The organism is Natrinema sp. H-ect1, assembly GCF_041821105.1.
In the GTDB taxonomy this organism is placed as follows: Archaea; Halobacteriota; Halobacteria; order Halobacteriales; family Natrialbaceae; genus Natrinema; species Natrinema thermotolerans.
Map to the genome: position 1 here is coordinate 795,017 of NZ_JBGUBA010000001.1, position 18,118 is coordinate 813,134.

An 18,118-nucleotide genomic window follows, 5' to 3' on the forward strand; every position below is an offset into this window, starting at 1 on the left:
GAATATGTCACGCTCGGACGACGAGTTACCGATCACGGACGGCGGTGCGTCGGTTCGAATGCAGTACGAAGAGCCGACGGCGATCGTCGACACCGTCGTACGGGGCGTCGAAGCCGTCGATGAACCGCCGGCTCCCGACCGGCCACTCTACGACTGGATCGAACCGGAGGCGATGGTCGACCTGTTCGCCCACGCCGCGGCGAAAGGCGGCGACGTGCGCCTCGAGTTCGCGGTCGGGGACTGTAGGGTCGTCGTCACGAGCGCGGGGACGGTCGCGGTCCGCAACGATCCGGTCGGCATCTGCCCGACGGAGTGAGCCGTCCTAAACGAGCCTACGCGGTCACCCACCGCTCGAGGGGGGCGGTCACGAGCCCCAGTCCCGGCATGCCGTCGCGATACCAGACGACGGCCCCGACGGCGAACAGGCCGAACTGGACCCACTCGAAGGCCCCGAGTTCGTAGTAGCTGAGGATGGCATCGAGGATGCCGGCGACCGGCTCCTCCGGCGGCGGCTCGAGGACCGGCCACAGGAGATAGGTCGCGCCGGAAAAGTCACCGCCAAACACCGCCGGCGGAACGTCGGCCAGCAGGTGCGAGCCATAGCCCACGAGAAAGCCGACGCCGAGCGGGCGACGCCGCAGCCGCGTCGCGACGGCCAGCACCGCCACCACGAGGGCGGCGAGGGCGAAAACCGAGTGTGAGAGGGTCCGCCCGCCGGGCAAGATTCCGACGTTCCACGCGAGGGGCTTGTCGATCAGGTCCGGCGTCTGTGAGCCGACGGCGAGGGCGATTGCCGGCAGGGCACGCGGCGGGCGGCCGAACCGGCGGTGAACGACGGCAGTGTACAGCAGATAGGCGACGGCGAGGTGTCCCCAAGGCCACATCCAGAGAGGCTACTCCGGAAACCGGCATAGGCGCTTCGACTCGCCGCCGTCGGGCTGCATAGGCATGGCCAACCGGTTTCCCCGTCTCGAGTATGGAGTGCGTATATGGCGAAATCAGAGTCGTCGCAGTCCGGCGGTAGTCGGCGGTTGCTCGCGATCCTCGAGGGGCGGCCCTGCCCGGACTGCGCCGACGGCGAACTCGAGCGGGACAGCTACAAGGACAAGCGAGCGGTCGTCTGCGACAGCTGTGGCACGCCGCGGGCGCAGGTCTGGACCGGCTAGCGCTCGAGGGACCGAGCGAGACCCGCTCACCGCGACCGCGAGCCGGAGTAGTCGTGGCCGATGACGAGCGCGAGTGCGTGAACCGCGATGAGCCCGAGAAACATCGTGAGCCGGCCGAACGAGTCGATCCCCGCGACGATGACGGGGACGTAGACGATCGGAAGCAGGGCCCCGAGCCAGAAGCCCGCCGCGGTAACGGAGCGGTGCAGCGGCATCGGTACGATCAGCGCATCGCCTCGAGGTCGACGAATCCCTCTCCGTGGGCGGTGATCCAGGTCGTCGTCAACACGCTCCCGCTGGCGTGGCGCGGGAAGATGGCACACTCGTTGGGTGCATCATCGTTTTCGATGGTGACGTGTTCGAGTTCGACTGGCGGTTCCTCGCTGTCAGTGCGGTGGACATCGGCGTCGGTCATGCGGGATCAGGCGACGGGTACGCGCGCCGAGAGTTCCTATCCGGTCCCCTACTATTGTTATCGAGTGGGTAACGCCTCGAACGCGGACGATAGCGTTCGGTTCAGTCGGTTGGAGACCGTTCACTGCCACGACACTGACGGTAACGAGAGCTGACGTGTACGGCGCTGCTATGGCACGGGTTCCGGACAGTCATCGCCGTATCAACGCAATAACTGATCGTTTCCGCCGGTCGCGTGCCCTCGGAGCCGCGGTTTCCCGACGGTCGATCCTACGCGGAGGGCGGGTCCGGTCTGGCGTCGAGCGTGAGTTGCGTCGTCTCGGTTCGCCCGTTCCGGCGGAACCGCACGTCGAGGGCCTCGCCGGGACTGGTCTCGAGCGCGAGATACGTCGAGAGGGCGTGGCGGTCGGGGATCGGCGTCCCGTCGAACGCGCGGATGACGTCGCCGCCGACGGGGATGGCCTCGCCGCGGCGCTCGACGGTTCCCGTAGCCGGCTCGAGAACGCCGTCGGCCGCCGAGCCGTCGACGACGTCGGTGACGAGGACGCCGCTGGCCTCGTCGAGGTCGTTCTCCTCGGCGACGAGCCGGTCGACGGATCTGAGCCCGATCCCCATGTACGAGTGGTCGTAGGAGCCGTCGGCGAGCAGCGACGGGACCACGCGCTCGGTGAGCGCGGCCGAGATGGCGAAGCCGATGTTGTCGCCGCCGCCGGAGTTGACGACGCCGACGACCTCGCCGTCGAGGTTCACGAGCGGCCCGCCGCTGTTGCCGGGGTTGACCGCGGCGTCGGTCTGGACGACGTTCGGGAAGGAGAACTGTCGTTGTGGGACGTCTAGGGTCCGATCGACGCCGCTGACGATCCCCGCGGACATCGATCCCTCGAGGCCGTAGGGGTTGCCGACCGCGGCCACCTGCTGGCCGACGACCGGTCGGTCGTCGGTCAGCGACAGCGGCGTCGCCGAGTCGGGAACGTAATCGACCTCGAGGACGGCCAGATCGCTGTGGTAGTCGCTGCCGACGAGCGTGGTGCCGGCCCAGTCGCCGGTGACGTACTGGAGGTCCGCGGCCTCGGCACCGGCGACGACGTGGTGGTTGGTGACGACGTGGTCCTCGTCGTAGAGAAAGCCCGAACCCTGGCCTCGCCCCCGTTCGCCCGTCGACGGGTTCTCGACGCCGAAGGCACGCACCTGTGTCACCGATTCGACAATCTCGTTGTAGAGGTCGGTAAACGCCGAGCCGTCGGCGAGGTTCCCGCGGTTGTCGAACGAGGAGTCGCCCTCGATCGAACTGTCGGCTCGGGGTTCGGCACAGCCGGCGACCGCAGCGACCCCAGCACTTGCGGCCGCGAGAAAGGAACGGCGATCCAGTCGGAACTCGTTCATGTCGTGACCTTGGACCCGATCCATTTGAACGTCGGGGCTAGCGATCGGCGCGTTCGAGGGTCGCCGGCCGCCGAACCGGACGGCCCCATCGTCGACACCACGGTCGGCCTCGCGAAGGGAAAACGTGTTACCCGCGGCTCCCCGAGTCCCGAGACATGATCACGGAAGACGCCCGTGCGCTGCTGTCGACGGGTGCCGTCTGCGACTCGTGTCTCGGACGGCCCTTCGCCGATCGCAGTTTCGGGCTGACCAACGCCGAACGCGGCCGGGCGCTACGGACGACCGTCGCGCTGGCCGACGACGAGGACTTCGAGACGACCGCACCCGCGGACTGCTGGGTCTGTGAGGGGTACTGCGGCACGTTCGACGCCGTCGCCGAGACCATCGTCGACGCCCTCGAGGGAACCGCGTTCGCCACCTATCAGGTCGGGACCCGCGTCCCGCCGCTGGTCGAGGAGAACGAACGCCTGCTCCGGGAGGACGCCGGTCTCGAGCCCGACGTCGGCGAATCGATGAAACGCGAGATGAACCGCGAAGTCGGCCGGCGCGTCGGCGCGACGACCGAGACCGAGGTCGACTTCGACCGACCGGACGTCCTCGCGGTCGTCGACCTCGCAGGGTTCGACCCGCTCGAGGCCCTCGAGTCGGGGATCGTCACGAGCCACGCGGTCGACGTCCAGATCAACCCCGCGTTCGTCTACGGCCGCTACCGTAAGCTCGAGCGGGACATCCCCCAGACCGAGTGGCCCTGCCGGGAGTGTGGCGGCAGCGGCGTTCAGTTGGGCGACGACGGCGAGGAGCCCTGTGACTACTGCGGCGGCTCCGGCTATATGTACGACACCAGTGTCGAACAGGTCGTCCGACCCCACGTCGTCGACGCCATGGACGGCGACGAGGGCACCTTCCACGGCGCGGGCCGGGAAGACGTCGACGCGCGCATGCTCGAGGAGGGCCGGCCGTTCGTCCTCGAGGTGAAACGACCCGCGGTGCGCGATCCCGACCCGGCCGAACTCGAGGCCGAGATCAACGAGGCCGCCGACGGCGCGGTCGCGGTCGACGGCCTGCGGCTGGCGACCTACGAAATGGTCGAGCGCGTCAAGGAACACGACGCGAGCAAGCACTACCGTGCCGACGTCGAGTTCGCCGAGTCGGTCGACGAGGACGCCTTCGAGACCGCCCTCGCGGAACTCGAGGGAACGACCGTCGAGCAGTACACGCCGGAGCGAGTCGACCACCGCCGGGCGGGGCTGACCCGCGAGCGGACCGTCTACGCCATCGACGGCGACCTGCGATCGCCCACCGAGGCCGAGGTACGACTCCACGGCGAGGGCGGCCTCTACGTCAAGGAACTGATCAGCAGCGACGGCGGCCGGACCGAGCCCAGCCTCGCGGGCCTGCTCGAGACCGACGCCGAGGTGACGGCGCTGGACGTGACCGGTGTCGAAGGAGAGAACGAGCCGTTCGAGCGCGAGGCGTACTTCCTGGACGAGCCGCGCGACGGCTCCGAAACGGCAGCCGGCGACGCCTGAGCCGCCGTCGGCCGCTCGGTCGAAACGGGCGGCTCACGCCCTGGCTACGGGTCCGGAGATCCGTCGACGGACGCCTCCTCCAGTTGTCGCTTGAGGAGCCGAAAGTCCGCCGCGCGTCGCTTGCCCACCAGAGCGGTCAGTTCCTCGTACGCGATCTCGTCGTCGTAGTAGGCAGCGGCGACCTCCCCTTCGAGCGGTCCCTCACGGGCGTTCTCGAGGTAGTCCCGAAGCGCGGCGACGAGCAGTTCGGACCGGCTCGTCCCGAGCGCGGTCGCGAGAACGTCGGCTCGCTCGAGGAGCCGATCGGGCGCGTCGACCTCGAGTCCCTCGCTGTCGGATTGCACGACGCGCCGGTTTCGAGGCCACGGACAAATATCGTGCGACACGCGACGCGGTGAATCGGGGACAGACAACGCAACCGTTTAGCGCCCGGCGACGGATCCACGTCGTATGCCATTCGGCGTCGACGAGGCCGGCAAGGGCCCCGCGCTGGGATCGATGTTCGCCGCGGCCGTCCACTGCGATGCGCCCGACGATCTCCCCGACGGCATCAGGGATTCGAAGCGGCTCTCGCCCGAGCGCCGCGAGGAGCTGGCGGCGACACTGCGTGGCGACGACCGGATCGCGATCGGCGTCGCCGAGATCACGCCGGCGCGGATCGACGACCCCGAGACCGACATGAACTCGCTGGCGGTCGCGGCCCACGCGACGGCCATCGAGGGCGCGCTCGCGGACCGCGCTCGCGTCGCGAGCGCGGACGAGCAGTTCTCGGGGCTCTGTGACGCCTGTGACACCGACGCCGACCGGTTCGCCCGGCGGGTCGCCGACGCCTGCTCGCTCGAGGCCCTCACCGTCGATGCACGCCACGGTGCCGACGACGAATCGCCGCTGGTCGGCGCGGCCAGCATCGTCGCCAAAGTCGAACGGGATTCCCACGTCGCTGCACTGGCCGACGAGTACGGCCCGATCGGCAGCGGCTACCCGGGCGATTCGACGACCCGCGAGTTCCTCGCGGACTACGTCGACGAACACGGCAACCTCCCGCCGTTCGCGCGGGCGTCGTGGTCGACCTGCGAGGACGCGCTGGCCGCGGCCGAACAGACCGGGCTCGAGCAGTTCTGACCGGCCTGCCGTTCCGATCGGCATCTATATCGTGACCACAGTCGTCCTGTCACCGTGAGTGAAATGCGCGTTCGAACGCTCGGCTACGCCGCGGCGGCAGGTCTCGCAACGTTTCTCGTCGTCTTCGTCGCTGTGTCGGAACTCCTGCTCCCGTACCTCGAGTTCTCGGTACTCGTCGGACTGCCGGCCGGAATCGGGGCCGGCGTCCTGATCGCAGCCGTCGTTCTCGTCCAGTTCGGTCGAAACGCGGACGGCACGCCCCAACCGCTCGCGCTGGGCCTCGGGACGTTCGGCGTCACCTTCCTCACCGTCTTGGTCGTCGCGCTCGTCTTGCTCCGGGCGGGCGTGATCGGTTCGATCGTGAGCGCGACCGGCATCGGTATCGTTGGGGGACTCGTCGTCGGGATTCGGGCTCGACGCGAGAAACCGCCGACTGGATAGCGCGATACGCGACGAGTATGGAACGGGTTCGTCTCGGTGACAGCCGACTCGAGCGACGCCACGAGAGGATCAAACTCCCCGCGATCAACTGCGCCAGACCGCGTAGACGTAGCAGCCGACGCCGAGAAAGACCAGCAGCGAGGAGAGCGTATCGGCGGCGCTCGAGTGCGTGAGGAGGGCCACGACATTCAACAGGCCGCCGGCGACGAGGCTGCCCGCGCCCAGGGTCAGCACCGGTTCCGACCGCGACCGCTGCCCGTATAGCATTGCTCCCACCGCGATCGCGATGATTCCGAAGCCGAATTCCGTGAGCGTCACCGCTCGCGGGTCGTTCGTGGCCGTCGCGTAGGCGAAGACGGCGAAGTAGCTCAGAATCATGGCGGTGACCGCTCGAGAGCGAGCCGGTGAGCCGGCAGTCAGATCCATAGCCGGTCGACGGACTCCCGGCCCTTAGCCTTCGAGGGTTTCGGCCCACTCGAGGCCCAGCCCCTCGTGGACGACGAACTCGAGGGCGTTGATGAAGTAGTGGGCGACGATGACGACCAGCAGGCTGCCGGTGACGATATAGACGGCCGCGAGGCCGAACCCGAGCAGGCCGGTGACGACGACGCCGACCGAGCCCTGCATCCCGTGCCCGAGGGCGAAGGCGATCGAGGACCCGACCGCGAGGAGCCACGGCGAGACGCCGTAGCCGGCCGCCGGGACGCCGATCAGCGCCGCCCGGAAAAGCAGTTCCTCGAAGCCGGCGATGATCGGCAACACGCCGACCAGCAGGACGAGCCAGCCCGTCGCCGAATCCGGCGAGAGCAGTTCCCGCAACGCCTCGTCGTGATCGAACCCGAACCGGGTCGCCCCCGCCGCGGCGAGTTCGTTCCCGACGTAGAATCCGAACCCGGCGATCGTCCCCAGAAGCAGGCCGGACTCGAGGTACGAGAGGGAGAACTCGACGCCCAAGGCCGACGCCGGGATCGCCGTGTAGATCGCCGCGCCGAGCAAGAGGACCGCGAACAGCCCCTGGGAGAACGCGACGTTGGCGAGGACCATCCCCGTCGAGAGCGAGTCCGGATCGACCCCGCGATCCGCCGGGTGGTCCGCATCGAGAGCGGACGCAGCCGGGTCGCTCGAGTCGGTGTTCGTGTCCCCATCGGGCTCGGTACCGGCATCGGTGGCGCTCGGCGGCGTCGCCGATCGCTCTACCGGGCGCTCACCGTCGCTCGAGGCGTGGGTCGCCGACCCGTGAGCGTCGGGCGGCCGCGACCCGTCGTCGTCCGATGACGGCTCGCGGAAGGCGTCGGTAGACGGCGGCGACTCGCCGGCCGATGCGTCGCTTCTCGCTGTCGCCGGTCCGTCAGTGACGTCGTCGGCTCCGTCGGTAAACGCCGACTGCGTGAGGTGGGATAAAACGAGCAGCAACGTCAGGACGACGCCCGTGAGACCGAGGAACGTCGCCCACTGAGGCATCTACTGCGGGCTCGGGTTCGACCCGCCGGCGGAGCCGACGGTGCCCTGATCGAACGCGGTACCGGTAATCGACTTGAGTCGATCGACCAGCGAGTCCTTCTTGGGTTCGCCCATCAGGGCGACGTCGAGAACTTCGCTGATGTTCGAGCAGGGAATGATCTCGATCATGTCCTCGTACTCGTCTTCGATCATCACGTCCTGTTCGTTCGCCTGGGGAATGATGACCTTGGTACAGCCGGCCTTGGCGGCGGCCTCGATCTTGTGGGTGACCCCACCGACCGGCAACACGTCGCCACGGACCGACAGCGAGCCGGTCATCGCGACCGACTGATCGACCGGAATGTTCTCGAGGGCGCTGATGACGGCGGTCGCCACGGTGATCGAGGCGGAGTCGCCGTCGACACCCTGTTGGCCGGCCTGAACGAACTGGATGTGGATGTCCTTCTCGGAGAGGTCGACGTCGGAGAACTTCTTGATGATCGCGGAGACGTTCTGGACCGACTCCTCGGCCATCTCCTGCAGCTTCCCGGTGGCGATGACCTGTCCGCCGCCCTGTGCGGGGGCGATCTCGGCCATGACCGGGAGCATGATGCCCGAGTCTTCGCCCATGACCGCGAGGCCGTTGACACGGCCCTCGACGCCGCCTTCGTTGACCTGCAGTTCGTAGTCCTTGCGGCGCTCGATGTAATCGTCGGCGAGCTGTTGCTCGATCGACCGGGAGCGCTGCTTGGCCTGCAAGACGTCCTCGCGGGTGGTTCGGTCCCGATCCTCGGCGCGGGCGATGTCGCCGGCGACGCGGACCAGGCCACCGAGGCTCCGGAAGTGCAGCGTGAGGTGGTTCTTGCGACCCGAGCGACGCTTGGCCTCGAGGATGAGTTCCTCGACGGCATCGTCGGTGAAGTGAGGGAGACGCCCGTCGCGTTCGACCTCCTGAGCGATGAAGCGGGCGTACTTGCGCCGCATTTCGGGGGTGTCCTCGATGGTGTCGTCCATGTAGACCTCGTACCCGTACCCCTTGATCCGGTTGCGCAGCGCGGGGTGCATGTTCTCCATGGCGTCGAGGTTGCCCGCCGCGACCATGATGAAGTCACAGGGGACGGGTTCGGTCTGGACCATCGCGCCCGAGGAGCGCTCGGACTGGCCCGTGATGGCGAACTCGCCCTCCTGGATCGCCGTCATCAGCTTCTGCTGGGTGCGGATGTCGAGCGTGTTGATCTCGTCGACGAACAGCACGCCCTTGTTGGACTTGTGGATCGCGCCGGGCTCGACGCGGTCGTGGCTCGGCGTCTCCATCCCGCCGGACTGGAAGGGGTCGTGGCGGACGTCGCCCAGCAAGGCGCCGGCGTGGGCACCCGTCGCGTCCTCGAACGGCGCCACGCGCTGATCGCCGTTGTTGACGATCATGTTGGGGACCATCGCGTCCGAGCCCCGAGAGGTGTAGCGGAAGATCAGCCAGATGATCCCGGCTGCGAGGATACCAAGCAGGATCGGACCCGTGAGGATCGCGTACCCGATGACGATCGCGATGATGATCCACATCAGGATCGACCGCATCTGATTGCGCTTGCGGGCTTCCTCCTTGTGGGCGTCGATGATCTGCTCGCCTTTCCCAGCAGGAACGGTTCGGACTTTCGGCTCGTTACCGTCGTCCGGGTTGTGGTAGACTAAGACGTCTTGAAGATCTTCCTTCGGGAGCAGTTGGCTCATCGCCTTGGCCAGCATCGACTTGCCGGTCCCCGGGGAACCGATCATCATGACGTGGCGGCGCTGCTTGGCCGCCTTGATGATGATATCGCGTGCTTCGTCCTGGCCGATGACCTGATCGACGAGCCGATCCGGGACCTCGATGTCCTCGGTCGAATCGATCTTCAGTCCACCGAGAAGGTCGTCCTCGGCGATCTCCTCGTCGACCTCGACGCCGGGATCGACCTCGACCGTACTGCCGAGGTCCTCGACCGTCTCGAGGTCGTCGTCCTCGTCGGACGACGGGTCGAACCCGTCGATCGGCTCATCGAGGTCGTCGCCTCGGTCGCCCTCGTCCTCGAGCGGCGGCCGGTCTCCCTGACGCTCGGGGGGCTGCTCGCGCCCGTCCTCGTCGGGAGCAGCGTCCGAAGCGTCTTCGGGAGGATCGTCAACGTTCGTATCGTTACTCATAGAACTCTGTTCGGTATCTGTTTCGAAGGGATTGCGACTGATATACTTTCTCCATGCGGAGGATGGTGTCAGTTGCTGATACCGGCGGGAACAGCGCCCGACGTGGCTAATCAGGGAGCGACCGTCCCTGTTTTAATTCGGTACATATTCAACGAATGTATCGCTCGGTGATCGGTCAGCGTGACCGGCACGGGACGAGCGGGGGGCGACGGGGCGCTGTCGGTCAGTGTCCCGCGTTCGAGACGACTCGCCACGCTTAAGCGCCGTGCCCGAGCAGTTCCCGGCATGACTCGGGGGTTCTACATCGGTCGGTTCCAGCCGTTTCACAACGGCCATCTGAACATGGTCAAGCAGATCGCCGAAGACGTCGACGAACTCGTCCTCGGGATCGGGAGCGCCGACGACTCACACACCGTACGCAACCCGTTTACCGCGGGCGAACGCATCATGATGATCACGAAGTCGCTGGTCGAGTACGATCTGGTCACCTACGCCGTCCCGATCGAGGACTTAGAACGGAACTCGGTGTGGGTGAGCCACGTCCAGAGCATGAGCCCCGACTTCGACGTCGCCTACTCGAACAATCCGCTGGTCATCCAACTCTTCCGGGAAGCCGGCATCGAGATCCGCCAGTCCCCGATGTTCAACCGCGACGTCTTGGAGGGGTCGGAGGTCCGCGAACGGATGATCACCGACGGCGACTGGCAGTCGCTCGTGCCCGACGCCGTCGTCGAGGTCGTCGAGGAGATGGACGGTATCGAACGGATTCAGATGGTCAGCGATTCGGACTCGAACGGGGACTGATTTGGCCTCGAGGGTCGTAACCGAGCCCATGATCACGCTCGCGTCCGACTTCGGCTCGCCCTATCCCGCGGCGATGAAGGGCGTGCTGTTGCAACGTACCGATGCCCGGCTGGTCGACGTCGCACACGATTTCCCCCGACAGGACGTCCGTACGGCCGCCTTCTGGCTCCGAGAAGTACTGCCCTATTTTCCGCCGGCGACCCACCTGGTCGTCGTCGACCCCGGCGTCGGAACCGACCGCGATGCGATCGTTCTCCGTGCGGGCGATCACACGTTCGTCGGCCCCGACAACGGCGTCTTGGTCCCCGCGGCGACCCGACTCGCCGGATCCGAGAACCCCGAGTGCTACACCGTCGACGAGGCGGCGCTCGAGCCGGTCGAACCGACTGTACCCGTCGAGTCGATCGACGATGAGAGCCCACAGCGACCGCCGGGCGGCCGGAGCAACACGTTCCACGGTCGGGACGTCTTCGCGCCCGCGGCTGCCGCCGTCCACGAGACCGATCCGGCGGCGCTGGACTCGCTCGAGTGGCTCGAACTGACGGCGATCGACGTCGAACTGACGTTGCCGACGCCGACGCTCGAAGACGGCCGAGCGGTCGGCGAGGTACTGGTGGTCGACGGCTTCGGGAACGCGATTACGAACGTCCCGGGCTCCTATCTCGCGGACCGAGCGCGGATCGTCGCGAACGGCGACTCGGTCCCGATCGGCGACACCTTCGCCGCGGTGCCGGCGGGTGAGCGACTCGCGACCGTCGGGAGCCACGGCTACGTCGAACTCGACGTCAACCGCGGCCGCGGCGACGACGCGTTCGGCCTCGCACCCGGCGATCGGGTGGTCCTCGAGCCCGAAGGCGGCGAGAAAGCGGAGTAGTCAGTCATCGGCCGGCCGCGGCCGCTGTCGCGACGGATCGATCACGACCTCACCGTCGGCATACACCGTCACGGCACACTCCGAGAACGTAAACGACACCGAACCGTCGCCGATCCGGGGCTCGTCGCCCCGCCAGTGGACGAACAGGGCGTTGAGTGCGTCCGGATCGATACACTCCGAAAGCGCCTCGAGATCGTCGGGTTCGACGCCGAGGACCGACGAGACGGTCATGAGCAGGGCCGTACTCACCGGTTCATAGGCGCGGTCGTCACACCACGTGTGGTAGGTCCCGCGGTCCTCGTCGTAGTAGACCGTCCGACCGTCAGTGTTACCGATCGGCGTCAGGGTGTCTCGCGGAGCGGTTCCGGACATACTAGACCTAGATGGTGTTTGTTAACACTTAACAGTAATGGCCATAATCGACCGGGACCGGCAGCAAGCGACACGAAAAAACGCGAACGCGGGAACAGCGACGTTACTCGGCGGCGATGACGTCGTCGATACGGGCGATCATCGTCGCGGCCTCGGTCGCGCTCTCGACGGCCTCGCGCTTGACGTCGGCGGGGTCGACGACGCCGTACTCGAAGGGATCGTCGATCGTGACCTCGTCACCGTCAGTGATCAGGCCCGCACGGCCCTCGGACTCGTGGGCCGCACGGAGGTCCACGAGCGCGTCGATGGGGTCGCGGCCGGTGTTGGCCGCGAGCGTCCGCGGGACGATGTCGACCGCGTCGGCGAATGCCGTCACGGCGAGCTGCTTGCGGCCCTCGATGCCGGCGGCTTCCTGGCGGATCTTGTCCGCGATCGCGATCTCGGTCGCGCCCGCGCCGGGGACGACCTCGCCCGACTCGAGCGCCGTTGCGACGACGTCCAAGGCGTCGCCGATGGCGCGCTCGAGTTCGTCGACGACGTGTTCGGTGCCGCCGCGAACGAAGACGGTGACCGTCTCGGCGGCCGCGCCGCCCTCGACGAACGCCAGGTCGTCGTCGCCGAAGTTCTCGGTGCGGATCCGGTCGGCGGAGCCGAGGTCCTCGTCCTCGAGGTCGTCGAGGTCGCCGACGCGGCGCGCGCCGGTCGCGGAGGCGACCTGTCGCGCGTCGCTGTCGCCCAGCCCTTCGAAGACGAGAACGTCCTCGTTTGCCAGCGCGTTCGCGACGCGGTCGTGGACGTCCTCGGTCGTGAAGACGACGTCGGCCCCGCTATCGGCGACGGCCTCGGCGTAGCCCTCGAGTTCGCCCTCTTCGGCGTCGATGGCGGCGTTGAGCTGGTCGATCGAGTCGATGGCGTACTCGGCGTCGACGTCGCCGGTCCGGACGTCGAGTTCGACGTCCAGAATAGCGATCGACGCGTCTTCGACCGCGCTCGGCATGCCGTCGTGGGCGGGCTCCTCGTCGACGACGATCCCGGGGACGAGTTCGGTCGCGTTCGAGGAGGCACCGATCTGGGTGTGAACGGTGACGTTGTCGCGGGCGACGCCCTCGTCGGTGTCGACGTGGCGGATCGCCTCGACGACAGTCTCGGCCAGGGACGCGGCGGTGAGTCCGCCGGTGCCCTTGCCGGTCATGCACGACTCGGCGACCTGTCGGAGGATTTCGTCGTCGACGTCGGCCTCGTTGACCTGCTCGTCGATCGCCTCGAGGGCGATCTCGGCGGCCTCGTGGTAGCCCTCGACGATCGTCGTCGCGTGGACGTCCTGCTCGATCAGGTCCTCGGCCTCGCCCAGCAGGTTGCCGGCCAGTACCGCGGCGGTGGTCGTCCCGTCACCGACTTCTTCCTCCTGGGTGTCGGAGACTTCGACGATCATCTGGGCCGCGGGGTGTTCGATGTCCATCTCGTTCAGGATGGTCGCGCCGTCGTTGGTGATGACGACGTCCCCGCCGGAGTCGACGAGCATCTTGTCCATACCGCGGGGTCCGAGTGTGGTGCGTACCGACTCGGCCACGGCCTTGCCGGCCATGATGTTGGACGACTGGGCGTCCCGACCCTGCGTTCGCTGACTATCCTCGCTCATAATGAACATGGGCTGCCCACCCATGCGTCGCTGTTGTGCCATCGTTGATCCTCACTACCTATGTCGTTAGCACTTCTATATAAGCGTTTCCCTCCTACCACCGCTCCGTCTTGCGATTGCCCGTGTGAACCGTCGACACGACGGGTCGGCGACGAGCCGGTAGGGAAATATGGGTCCGCTCGGAATGGCCGGACGAATGCTGGAGCTGGAACACGGGTTCCGCGTCGTCGACGTCGCGACGCGGCTGCCGCCGGCGGACGGGACGGGGGTGCCCAGCGTACCGACGATCACCGCGGATCGACTCGAGCGGGAAATGCATCAGGCGGGGATCACGGGATCGGTCGTCTTCCCGCCCGCGCTTCCCGAGACGAGCTATCTCGCGCCGAACAACGGCGTCGCCAGACGCAGCGTCGACCGCCCGTTCGTCGCCTTCGCCCGGATCAACGGGACCGAGACGCCGGGGCGGACGACCACCGACCGACTGCGCAACGCCGTCAGCGGCCGCGAGGACCACCACACCTCGCCGAGCGACGTCGAGAAGTTCGCCTACGACGACCGCTTTCACGGGTTCGTCCTCGACCCCGCCGTCGATGACTACCCCGACGAGGACGTGCTGGCGGCCCTCGAGGACGTCGGCCTCCCCGTGATCGTCCGCGGCGGCGTCGATGCGCCTCCCGAGACCCTCGCCGAAACGATACTCGATCGGTCGTTCCCCGTCGTCGTCGGCCGGTTCGGCGGCCACCCGCTGAATCGGGAGCTGATGGACGAGATGATCGACCTCCTCGACGAGTACGACGACTGCTACCTCGAGACGAGTTTCGTCCGCTACCGCGAGCAGCTCGAGCGCGCCGTCCTCGAGCATCCCGACCGCGTCTTCTTCGGCAGCGGCGCGCCGGCCTGTCACCCCAACGTCGCGGTCATGGAGATCCTCACGCTGGACGTCTCCGAGGACATGCTTCGCCGTGCGTTTTCGAAAAACGCCTGTCGCGTGATCGACGCGCTCGCACCCGAGGCGGACGCCTGGAACTGAAACCGAGCGACGGCCGCGGTCCTGCCCGTTCGCGTCGGGGGTCGCGCGGTTCTCGTCGACCGCTCGGACTCCGCCCGCCGTCCGCCGACGAACGGATTTCACCGACCTGCCACTCGACGACCGGACAGCGGCGGGTGAGCCGGCCCGCGAGAGGGCTCGCGCTTCGGGAACGAAACGCATCGGGTTTCGACACGAGTGGTCCCCGATCCGCCTGAATTATTTACCAAATATCTCTATTCCTACGTTTCAGGTGCAAGATATTGGCCGCAATCATATACCAGGTATCACGAATTGCGTATTGATCGATAAATTCATCATCGTTCATGAGCGGGAACCGACTACATGCTCGAAGGATTTCCACTGGTACTGTTGCTCGCCGCGGCGGTGGCCTTTATCATCGTCGCCACGGCGAAGTTGGATCTGCACGCGTTCCTCGCACTGCTGATCGCCGCCTACCTGACCGGTCTCGCTGCGGGGCTCGATCCCGCGGCGGTCGCCTCGCTCGTGACCGACGGCTTTGGCGGCATCCTCGGCTACATCGGGATCGTCATCGTCGCCGGGACGATCATCGGCACCTGCCTCGAGCGCTCGGGTGCCGCCATCGTCATCGCGGAGACGGTACTGGACTACGTCGGAGAGGAGTACACCACGCAGGTGATGGCGATCACGGGAAGCATCGTCTCGATTCCGGTGTTCTGTGACTCCGGGTTCGTCATTCTCTCGGGTCTGAACCGGTCGCTCGCCGAGCGATCGGGACTCTCGCTGTCGACGCTCGGCGTCGCGCTCGCGGGCGGGCTCTACGTCACGCACGTCTTCGTGCCGCCGACGCCGGGGCCGATCGCCGCGGCCGGGATCATCGGCGCGGACATCGGTCTCGTCATGCTCGCCGGACTCATCGTCAGTGCCCCCATCGTCTTCGTCGCCGCGACGTGGGCCGACAGGGTCGCCTCGAACTACCACATCGACCCCAACCCCGAGATGACGATCGAGGAGATCAAAGCCGAGTACGGGTCGATGCCCTCGCGTGCGGCATCGTTCGCCCCGCTGCTCGTGCCGATCGCACTGATCGCCGTCGGCTCGATCGCCGCCTACCCCGAAGCGGAGAACCCGGAACTGATCACTGGAACGCTCCAGCGCTGGCTGCTGTTCCTCGGCGATCCGGCCGTCGCGCTGATCATCGGCGCGTTCATCTCCTTCGCGATCGTGCCCGACTTCACCAGCGACGTGACCGACGAGTGGGTCTCCGACGGGATCAAAAACGCCGCCGTCATCCTCGCGGTGACCGGCGCCGGCGGCGCGTTCGGCGAGGTCCTCTCGGCGCTGCCCCTCGAGAACTTCATCACCGACACGCTGGGCGGGCTCGGTATCGGCCTGCTCGCCGCGTTCGTCGTCGCCGCGGCGATGAAATCCGCGCTCGGTTCCTCGACGGTCGCGATCCTGACGACGGCGGGGCTCGTCGCACCACTGCTTGGCTCGCTGGGCCTGGACACCGAGATCGGCAAGGTCTTCACCGTTCTCGCGATCGGGGCCGGCAGCATGACTGTCAGCCACGCCAACGACTCCTACTTCTGGATCATCACGGAGTTCACCGACATGGAGACGTCGACGGCCTACCAGGCCTGGACGCTCGCGACGCTGGTACTCGGCCTCTCGAGTATCGTCTGGATCGTCGTCCTCCGAAACGTCGCGGGACTGGCCTTCTAGCGGACGACCAGCACCCGCAGATCGTTCAGATTCGTGCCCGTCGGCCCCGTGCAAACGAGGCTATTTCTGGACTCGAGATACGGATAGACGTCGTTGTCGGCCAGCGCCGCCCGCGCCGCATCGGGGTCCTCGACGGTCGCTTCGTCCACCAGCGCGCCGGCCGCGTCGGTCGCGCCGTCGATGCCGTCGGTGTCGACCGCGGCGACCGCGACGTCCGTTTCCCGCTCCGCGAGCGACAGCGCCGCACTCGTCGCGAACTCCTGGTTCGGCCCGCCCGACCCGTCGCCCCGGACCGTCACCGTCGTCTCGCCGCCGGAGAGGATCACGGCCGGCGGCTCGATCGGCGTCCCGGTGGCCCGTATCTCCTCCGCGATCCCGACGTGGGTCGTCGCCGCCTCGCGGGCCTCGCCGCGGACGCGCGAGGAGAGGACGAGCGGGTCGTACCCCCGTTCGATCGCCGCGTCGCGGGCGGCCTCGAGGACGGTCATCCCGTCCGCGACGACGCGGTTCGAGACGCGCTCGAACGCCGGGTCGTCCGGCCCGGGCGTCTCGGCGACCTCGCCGGTCGCGCCGCGCTCTAAGCGCTCGCGGACGGCGTCGGGCGCGTCGATCCCGTAGCGCTCGAGAACGGCGAGCGCGTCGTCGAACGTCGACGCGTCGGGGGCGACCGGGCCGCTGGCGATCACGCTCAGATCGTTCCCGACCACGTCGCTGAGGATCACGCCGGCGACCGTCGCGGGGGCGGCCCGGCGGGCCAGTCGGCCGCCTTTCAGCGCCGAGAGGTGCTTGCGGACCGCGTTGATCTCGCCGATGTCGGCCCCGCTCTCGAGTAAGGCATCAGTCGTCGACTGCAGATCGGACAGCGACACGTCGCCGGCGGGCGCGGCCATGAGCGCGCTCCCGCCGCCGGTGATCGCCGCCAGCACGAGCGTGTCCTCGCTCGCCGCGTCGGCCGCCTCGAGCAGGGCCCGCGTTCCCGCGACCCCGCACTCGCTCGGCGTCGGATGGTCGCCCTCGCGGACCGTTACGCGGTCCGTCTCGACGGGGTCGTCCGTGACGACCGCGCCCCCGTCGAGCCGGTCGCCCAAGACGTCCTCGAGCGCCGCGGCGACGTGGGCTGCGGCGTTGCCGCCCCCGAGGACGCGGACCTCGTCGTACGCACTGAGGTCGTAGGTCGCGTCGGCGACGCGGAGGGTCTCGCCCGCGAGCGAGACGGCCTCGCGGACGACAGTGCGTGGATGGCCCGCCTCGATGCCGGCCTCGACGCAGGCGAGCGCGGCCTCGCGGGCCTCGCTCGAGGCGAGTCGGTCGCGGTCCTCGATCACGTCTGTCCACCCCGGGCGGCGCGCGGTCGCGGACCGGCGTCGGCGCTCGCGGTTCGATCGGCGGCTCCCGTCGCTGTCATGTGTGAGCAGTCAGTCGCGACGGGCTAAAACTCGCGGATTCGATGCGCTTCGTGTCAGGCCGCTCGCGGGAATCGGGCGGGCGGACGTGTCGGCCGGTTGTCTTTATACGGCGGGCCGCGGACTAGTCGACCATGAGCCCCACCCTGTCCCTTCGACCGCTGCTCGAGGACGAGAGTTGGCGGGCCGGACTCGTCGGTGGCGTGGCCGCCCTCCCGTTCACGACCGCCGCCTACGTCCGGACGGGAAGCGAACTCGCGCTCGGTCCGGTGTTCGTCGCCGGCCTCATCGCCGGCTATCTCGTCGCCGACCCGTCGGCGCGCGCTCGAGCCGCGAACAGAGCGGGCGTCATCGGCGTGCTGCCGGGGCTGTGGATGGTCGCCGACGTCCTGGTCTTCATCGCGACCGAAGTGGAACCGTCGGTGCTGGCGCGCGCAGCCGCCGTCGGCTTTCTAACGCTGTTTACCGCGTTGCTGTTCGGAATAGCCGTCGTACTCGCCGCCATCGGCGCGCGGGTCGGCGGCTGGCTGCGCGCGAAGACCCACTGGCTGCGCCCGGCCGGAATCACGATGTGAGAAGTGCTGGTCGCGCTCGCGCTCAGTCGTGTTTGAACGACCGCTGG

At 67.8% G+C, this 18,118-nt stretch carries 21 protein-coding genes; 10 read left to right on the forward strand and 11 right to left on the reverse strand.

What is annotated here, in order from left to right:
* Positions 1-4 precede the first annotated feature (4 nt).
* Positions 5-316, forward strand: coding sequence for a HalOD1 output domain-containing protein (locus ACERIM_RS04050; RefSeq protein WP_006650164.1), 312 nt, complete (start codon positions 5-7; stop codon positions 314-316).
* Positions 317-332: 16 nt separating this feature from the next.
* Here ACERIM_RS04050 and ACERIM_RS04055 read toward each other — a convergent pair whose 3' ends face one another.
* Entirely contained in the window at positions 333-884 is a 552-nt protein-coding gene (locus ACERIM_RS04055; RefSeq protein ID WP_006650163.1) for a metal-dependent hydrolase, read from the reverse strand.
* Between the two features lie 105 nt (positions 885-989).
* Here ACERIM_RS04055 and ACERIM_RS04060 point away from each other — a divergent pair, with 105 nt between their 5' ends.
* On the forward strand, positions 990-1,166 hold the full coding sequence (locus ACERIM_RS04060) for an HVO_A0556 family zinc finger protein (protein WP_006181385.1): 177 nt from the start codon (positions 990-992) through the stop codon (positions 1,164-1,166).
* 26 nt (positions 1,167-1,192) lie between these two features.
* Here the strand turns inward: ACERIM_RS04060 and ACERIM_RS04065 are convergent, their stop codons facing one another.
* The 3 genes from ACERIM_RS04065 to ACERIM_RS04075 form a co-directional block, all read right to left on the reverse strand.
* Complete coding sequence (locus ACERIM_RS04065) at positions 1,193-1,381, reverse strand: hypothetical protein (RefSeq protein WP_006181386.1); 189 nt, start codon at positions 1,379-1,381, stop codon at positions 1,193-1,195.
* Between the two features lie 8 nt (positions 1,382-1,389).
* Positions 1,390-1,581: a hypothetical protein gene (locus tag ACERIM_RS04070; RefSeq protein WP_006181387.1), complete on the reverse strand. Its 192-nt coding sequence runs from the start codon at positions 1,579-1,581 to the stop codon at positions 1,390-1,392.
* 269 nt (positions 1,582-1,850) lie between these two features.
* Positions 1,851-2,963, reverse strand: coding sequence for a S1C family serine protease (locus ACERIM_RS04075; protein ID WP_373631362.1), 1,113 nt, complete (start codon positions 2,961-2,963; stop codon positions 1,851-1,853).
* Between the two features lie 155 nt (positions 2,964-3,118).
* Here ACERIM_RS04075 and ACERIM_RS04080 point away from each other — a divergent pair, with 155 nt between their 5' ends.
* Positions 3,119-4,492 (forward strand): tRNA pseudouridine(54/55) synthase Pus10, encoded by a 1,374-nt coding sequence (locus ACERIM_RS04080; protein ID WP_373631364.1) that lies wholly within the window; start codon positions 3,119-3,121, stop codon positions 4,490-4,492.
* A gap of 44 nt (positions 4,493-4,536) precedes the next feature.
* Here the strand turns inward: ACERIM_RS04080 and ACERIM_RS04085 are convergent, their stop codons facing one another.
* A complete protein-coding gene (locus tag ACERIM_RS04085) occupies positions 4,537-4,836 on the reverse strand; it encodes a ribbon-helix-helix protein, CopG family (RefSeq protein ID WP_373631365.1) in 300 nt (99 codons plus the stop codon).
* 106 nt (positions 4,837-4,942) lie between these two features.
* Here ACERIM_RS04085 and rnhB point away from each other — a divergent pair, with 106 nt between their 5' ends.
* A complete protein-coding gene (rnhB, locus tag ACERIM_RS04090) occupies positions 4,943-5,614 on the forward strand; it encodes a ribonuclease HII (RefSeq protein ID WP_373631367.1) in 672 nt (223 codons plus the stop codon).
* A 63-nt stretch (positions 5,615-5,677) separates the two neighbouring features.
* Positions 5,678-6,055 carry a hypothetical protein gene (locus tag ACERIM_RS04095; RefSeq protein WP_006650158.1) on the forward strand — a complete coding sequence of 126 codons (378 nt, stop codon included), beginning with the start codon at positions 5,678-5,680 and terminating at the stop codon, positions 6,053-6,055.
* Between the two features lie 84 nt (positions 6,056-6,139).
* Here ACERIM_RS04095 and ACERIM_RS04100 read toward each other — a convergent pair whose 3' ends face one another.
* The 3 genes from ACERIM_RS04100 to lonB are packed head-to-tail and all read right to left on the reverse strand — an operon-like array spanning position 6,140 to position 9,670.
* Positions 6,140-6,481, reverse strand: a complete 342-nt coding sequence (locus tag ACERIM_RS04100) for a hypothetical protein (protein WP_373631370.1) — start codon at positions 6,479-6,481, stop codon at positions 6,140-6,142.
* Positions 6,482-6,505: 24 nt separating this feature from the next.
* Positions 6,506-7,516, reverse strand: coding sequence for a type II CAAX prenyl endopeptidase Rce1 family protein (locus ACERIM_RS04105; RefSeq protein ID WP_373631372.1), 1,011 nt, complete (start codon positions 7,514-7,516; stop codon positions 6,506-6,508).
* Positions 7,517-9,670, reverse strand: a complete 2,154-nt coding sequence (gene lonB, locus ACERIM_RS04110) for an ATP-dependent protease LonB (protein WP_049964930.1) — start codon at positions 9,668-9,670, stop codon at positions 7,517-7,519.
* A gap of 285 nt (positions 9,671-9,955) precedes the next feature.
* Here lonB and ACERIM_RS04115 point away from each other — a divergent pair, with 285 nt between their 5' ends.
* Together ACERIM_RS04115 and ACERIM_RS04120 are read left to right on the forward strand one after the other, a co-directional pair.
* Positions 9,956-10,474, forward strand: coding sequence for a nicotinamide-nucleotide adenylyltransferase (locus tag ACERIM_RS04115; RefSeq protein WP_006650155.1), 519 nt, complete (start codon positions 9,956-9,958; stop codon positions 10,472-10,474).
* 28 nt (positions 10,475-10,502) lie between these two features.
* Positions 10,503-11,348, forward strand: a complete 846-nt coding sequence (locus ACERIM_RS04120) for an S-adenosyl-l-methionine hydroxide adenosyltransferase family protein (protein ID WP_373631374.1) — start codon at positions 10,503-10,505, stop codon at positions 11,346-11,348.
* On the opposite strand, the gene ACERIM_RS04125 is transcribed toward ACERIM_RS04120, so the two are convergent.
* Positions 11,349-11,720: a HalOD1 output domain-containing protein gene (locus ACERIM_RS04125; protein WP_373631375.1), complete on the reverse strand. Its 372-nt coding sequence runs from the start codon at positions 11,718-11,720 to the stop codon at positions 11,349-11,351. It abuts the gene before it with no gap.
* Positions 11,721-11,823: 103 nt separating this feature from the next.
* Positions 11,824-13,368, reverse strand: coding sequence for a thermosome subunit alpha (gene thsA / locus ACERIM_RS04130; protein WP_373631404.1), 1,545 nt, complete (start codon positions 13,366-13,368; stop codon positions 11,824-11,826).
* A 187-nt stretch (positions 13,369-13,555) separates the two neighbouring features.
* Here thsA and ACERIM_RS04135 point away from each other — a divergent pair, with 187 nt between their 5' ends.
* Together ACERIM_RS04135 and ACERIM_RS04140 are read left to right on the forward strand one after the other, a co-directional pair.
* Positions 13,556-14,389, forward strand: a complete 834-nt coding sequence (locus ACERIM_RS04135) for an amidohydrolase family protein (protein ID WP_049905825.1) — start codon at positions 13,556-13,558, stop codon at positions 14,387-14,389.
* A gap of 342 nt (positions 14,390-14,731) precedes the next feature.
* Positions 14,732-16,093 carry a GntP family permease gene (locus ACERIM_RS04140; protein WP_373631377.1) on the forward strand — a complete coding sequence of 454 codons (1,362 nt, stop codon included), beginning with the start codon at positions 14,732-14,734 and terminating at the stop codon, positions 16,091-16,093.
* On the opposite strand, the gene ACERIM_RS04145 is transcribed toward ACERIM_RS04140, so the two are convergent.
* The gene (locus tag ACERIM_RS04145) at positions 16,090-17,418 is read right to left on the reverse strand and encodes a glycerate kinase (protein WP_373631378.1); all 1,329 of its coding nucleotides are present in this window, start codon (positions 17,416-17,418) and stop codon (positions 16,090-16,092) included. The genes ACERIM_RS04140 and ACERIM_RS04145 overlap by 4 nt on opposite strands.
* Before the next feature lie 212 nt (positions 17,419-17,630).
* On the opposite strand from ACERIM_RS04145, the gene ACERIM_RS04150 reads away from it, so the two are divergent.
* Positions 17,631-18,071, forward strand: a complete 441-nt coding sequence (locus tag ACERIM_RS04150) for a DUF5518 domain-containing protein (protein ID WP_373631380.1) — start codon at positions 17,631-17,633, stop codon at positions 18,069-18,071.
* Positions 18,072-18,118: the final 47 nt, after the last annotated feature.

What these genes read in the sequence shown, in the direction of transcription:
- ACERIM_RS04050 (WP_006650164.1), top strand. Translation starts at nt 5, where the DNA reads ATGTCACGCTCGGACGACGAGTTACCGATCACGGACGGCGGTGCGTCG.
- ACERIM_RS04055 (WP_006650163.1), bottom strand. Translation starts at nt 884, where the DNA reads ATGTGGCCTTGGGGACACCTCGCCGTCGCCTATCTGCTGTACACTGCC.
- ACERIM_RS04060 (WP_006181385.1), top strand. Translation starts at nt 990, where the DNA reads ATGGCGAAATCAGAGTCGTCGCAGTCCGGCGGTAGTCGGCGGTTGCTC.
- ACERIM_RS04065 (WP_006181386.1), bottom strand. Translation starts at nt 1,381, where the DNA reads ATGCCGCTGCACCGCTCCGTTACCGCGGCGGGCTTCTGGCTCGGGGCC.
- ACERIM_RS04070 (WP_006181387.1), bottom strand. Translation starts at nt 1,581, where the DNA reads ATGACCGACGCCGATGTCCACCGCACTGACAGCGAGGAACCGCCAGTC.
- ACERIM_RS04075 (WP_373631362.1), bottom strand. Translation starts at nt 2,963, where the DNA reads ATGAACGAGTTCCGACTGGATCGCCGTTCCTTTCTCGCGGCCGCAAGT.
- ACERIM_RS04080 (WP_373631364.1), top strand. Translation starts at nt 3,119, where the DNA reads ATGATCACGGAAGACGCCCGTGCGCTGCTGTCGACGGGTGCCGTCTGC.
- rnhB (WP_373631367.1), top strand. Translation starts at nt 4,943, where the DNA reads ATGCCATTCGGCGTCGACGAGGCCGGCAAGGGCCCCGCGCTGGGATCG.
- ACERIM_RS04095 (WP_006650158.1), top strand. Translation starts at nt 5,678, where the DNA reads ATGCGCGTTCGAACGCTCGGCTACGCCGCGGCGGCAGGTCTCGCAACG.
- ACERIM_RS04100 (WP_373631370.1), bottom strand. Translation starts at nt 6,481, where the DNA reads ATGGATCTGACTGCCGGCTCACCGGCTCGCTCTCGAGCGGTCACCGCC.
- ACERIM_RS04105 (WP_373631372.1), bottom strand. Translation starts at nt 7,516, where the DNA reads ATGCCTCAGTGGGCGACGTTCCTCGGTCTCACGGGCGTCGTCCTGACG.
- lonB (WP_049964930.1), bottom strand. Translation starts at nt 9,670, where the DNA reads ATGAGTAACGATACGAACGTTGACGATCCTCCCGAAGACGCTTCGGAC.
- ACERIM_RS04115 (WP_006650155.1), top strand. Translation starts at nt 9,956, where the DNA reads ATGACTCGGGGGTTCTACATCGGTCGGTTCCAGCCGTTTCACAACGGC.
- ACERIM_RS04120 (WP_373631374.1), top strand. Translation starts at nt 10,503, where the DNA reads ATGATCACGCTCGCGTCCGACTTCGGCTCGCCCTATCCCGCGGCGATG.
- ACERIM_RS04125 (WP_373631375.1), bottom strand. Translation starts at nt 11,720, where the DNA reads ATGTCCGGAACCGCTCCGCGAGACACCCTGACGCCGATCGGTAACACT.
- thsA (WP_373631404.1), bottom strand. Translation starts at nt 13,368, where the DNA reads ATGTTCATTATGAGCGAGGATAGTCAGCGAACGCAGGGTCGGGACGCC.
- ACERIM_RS04135 (WP_049905825.1), top strand. Translation starts at nt 13,556, where the DNA reads ATGCTGGAGCTGGAACACGGGTTCCGCGTCGTCGACGTCGCGACGCGG.
- ACERIM_RS04140 (WP_373631377.1), top strand. Translation starts at nt 14,732, where the DNA reads ATGCTCGAAGGATTTCCACTGGTACTGTTGCTCGCCGCGGCGGTGGCC.
- ACERIM_RS04150 (WP_373631380.1), top strand. Translation starts at nt 17,631, where the DNA reads ATGAGCCCCACCCTGTCCCTTCGACCGCTGCTCGAGGACGAGAGTTGG.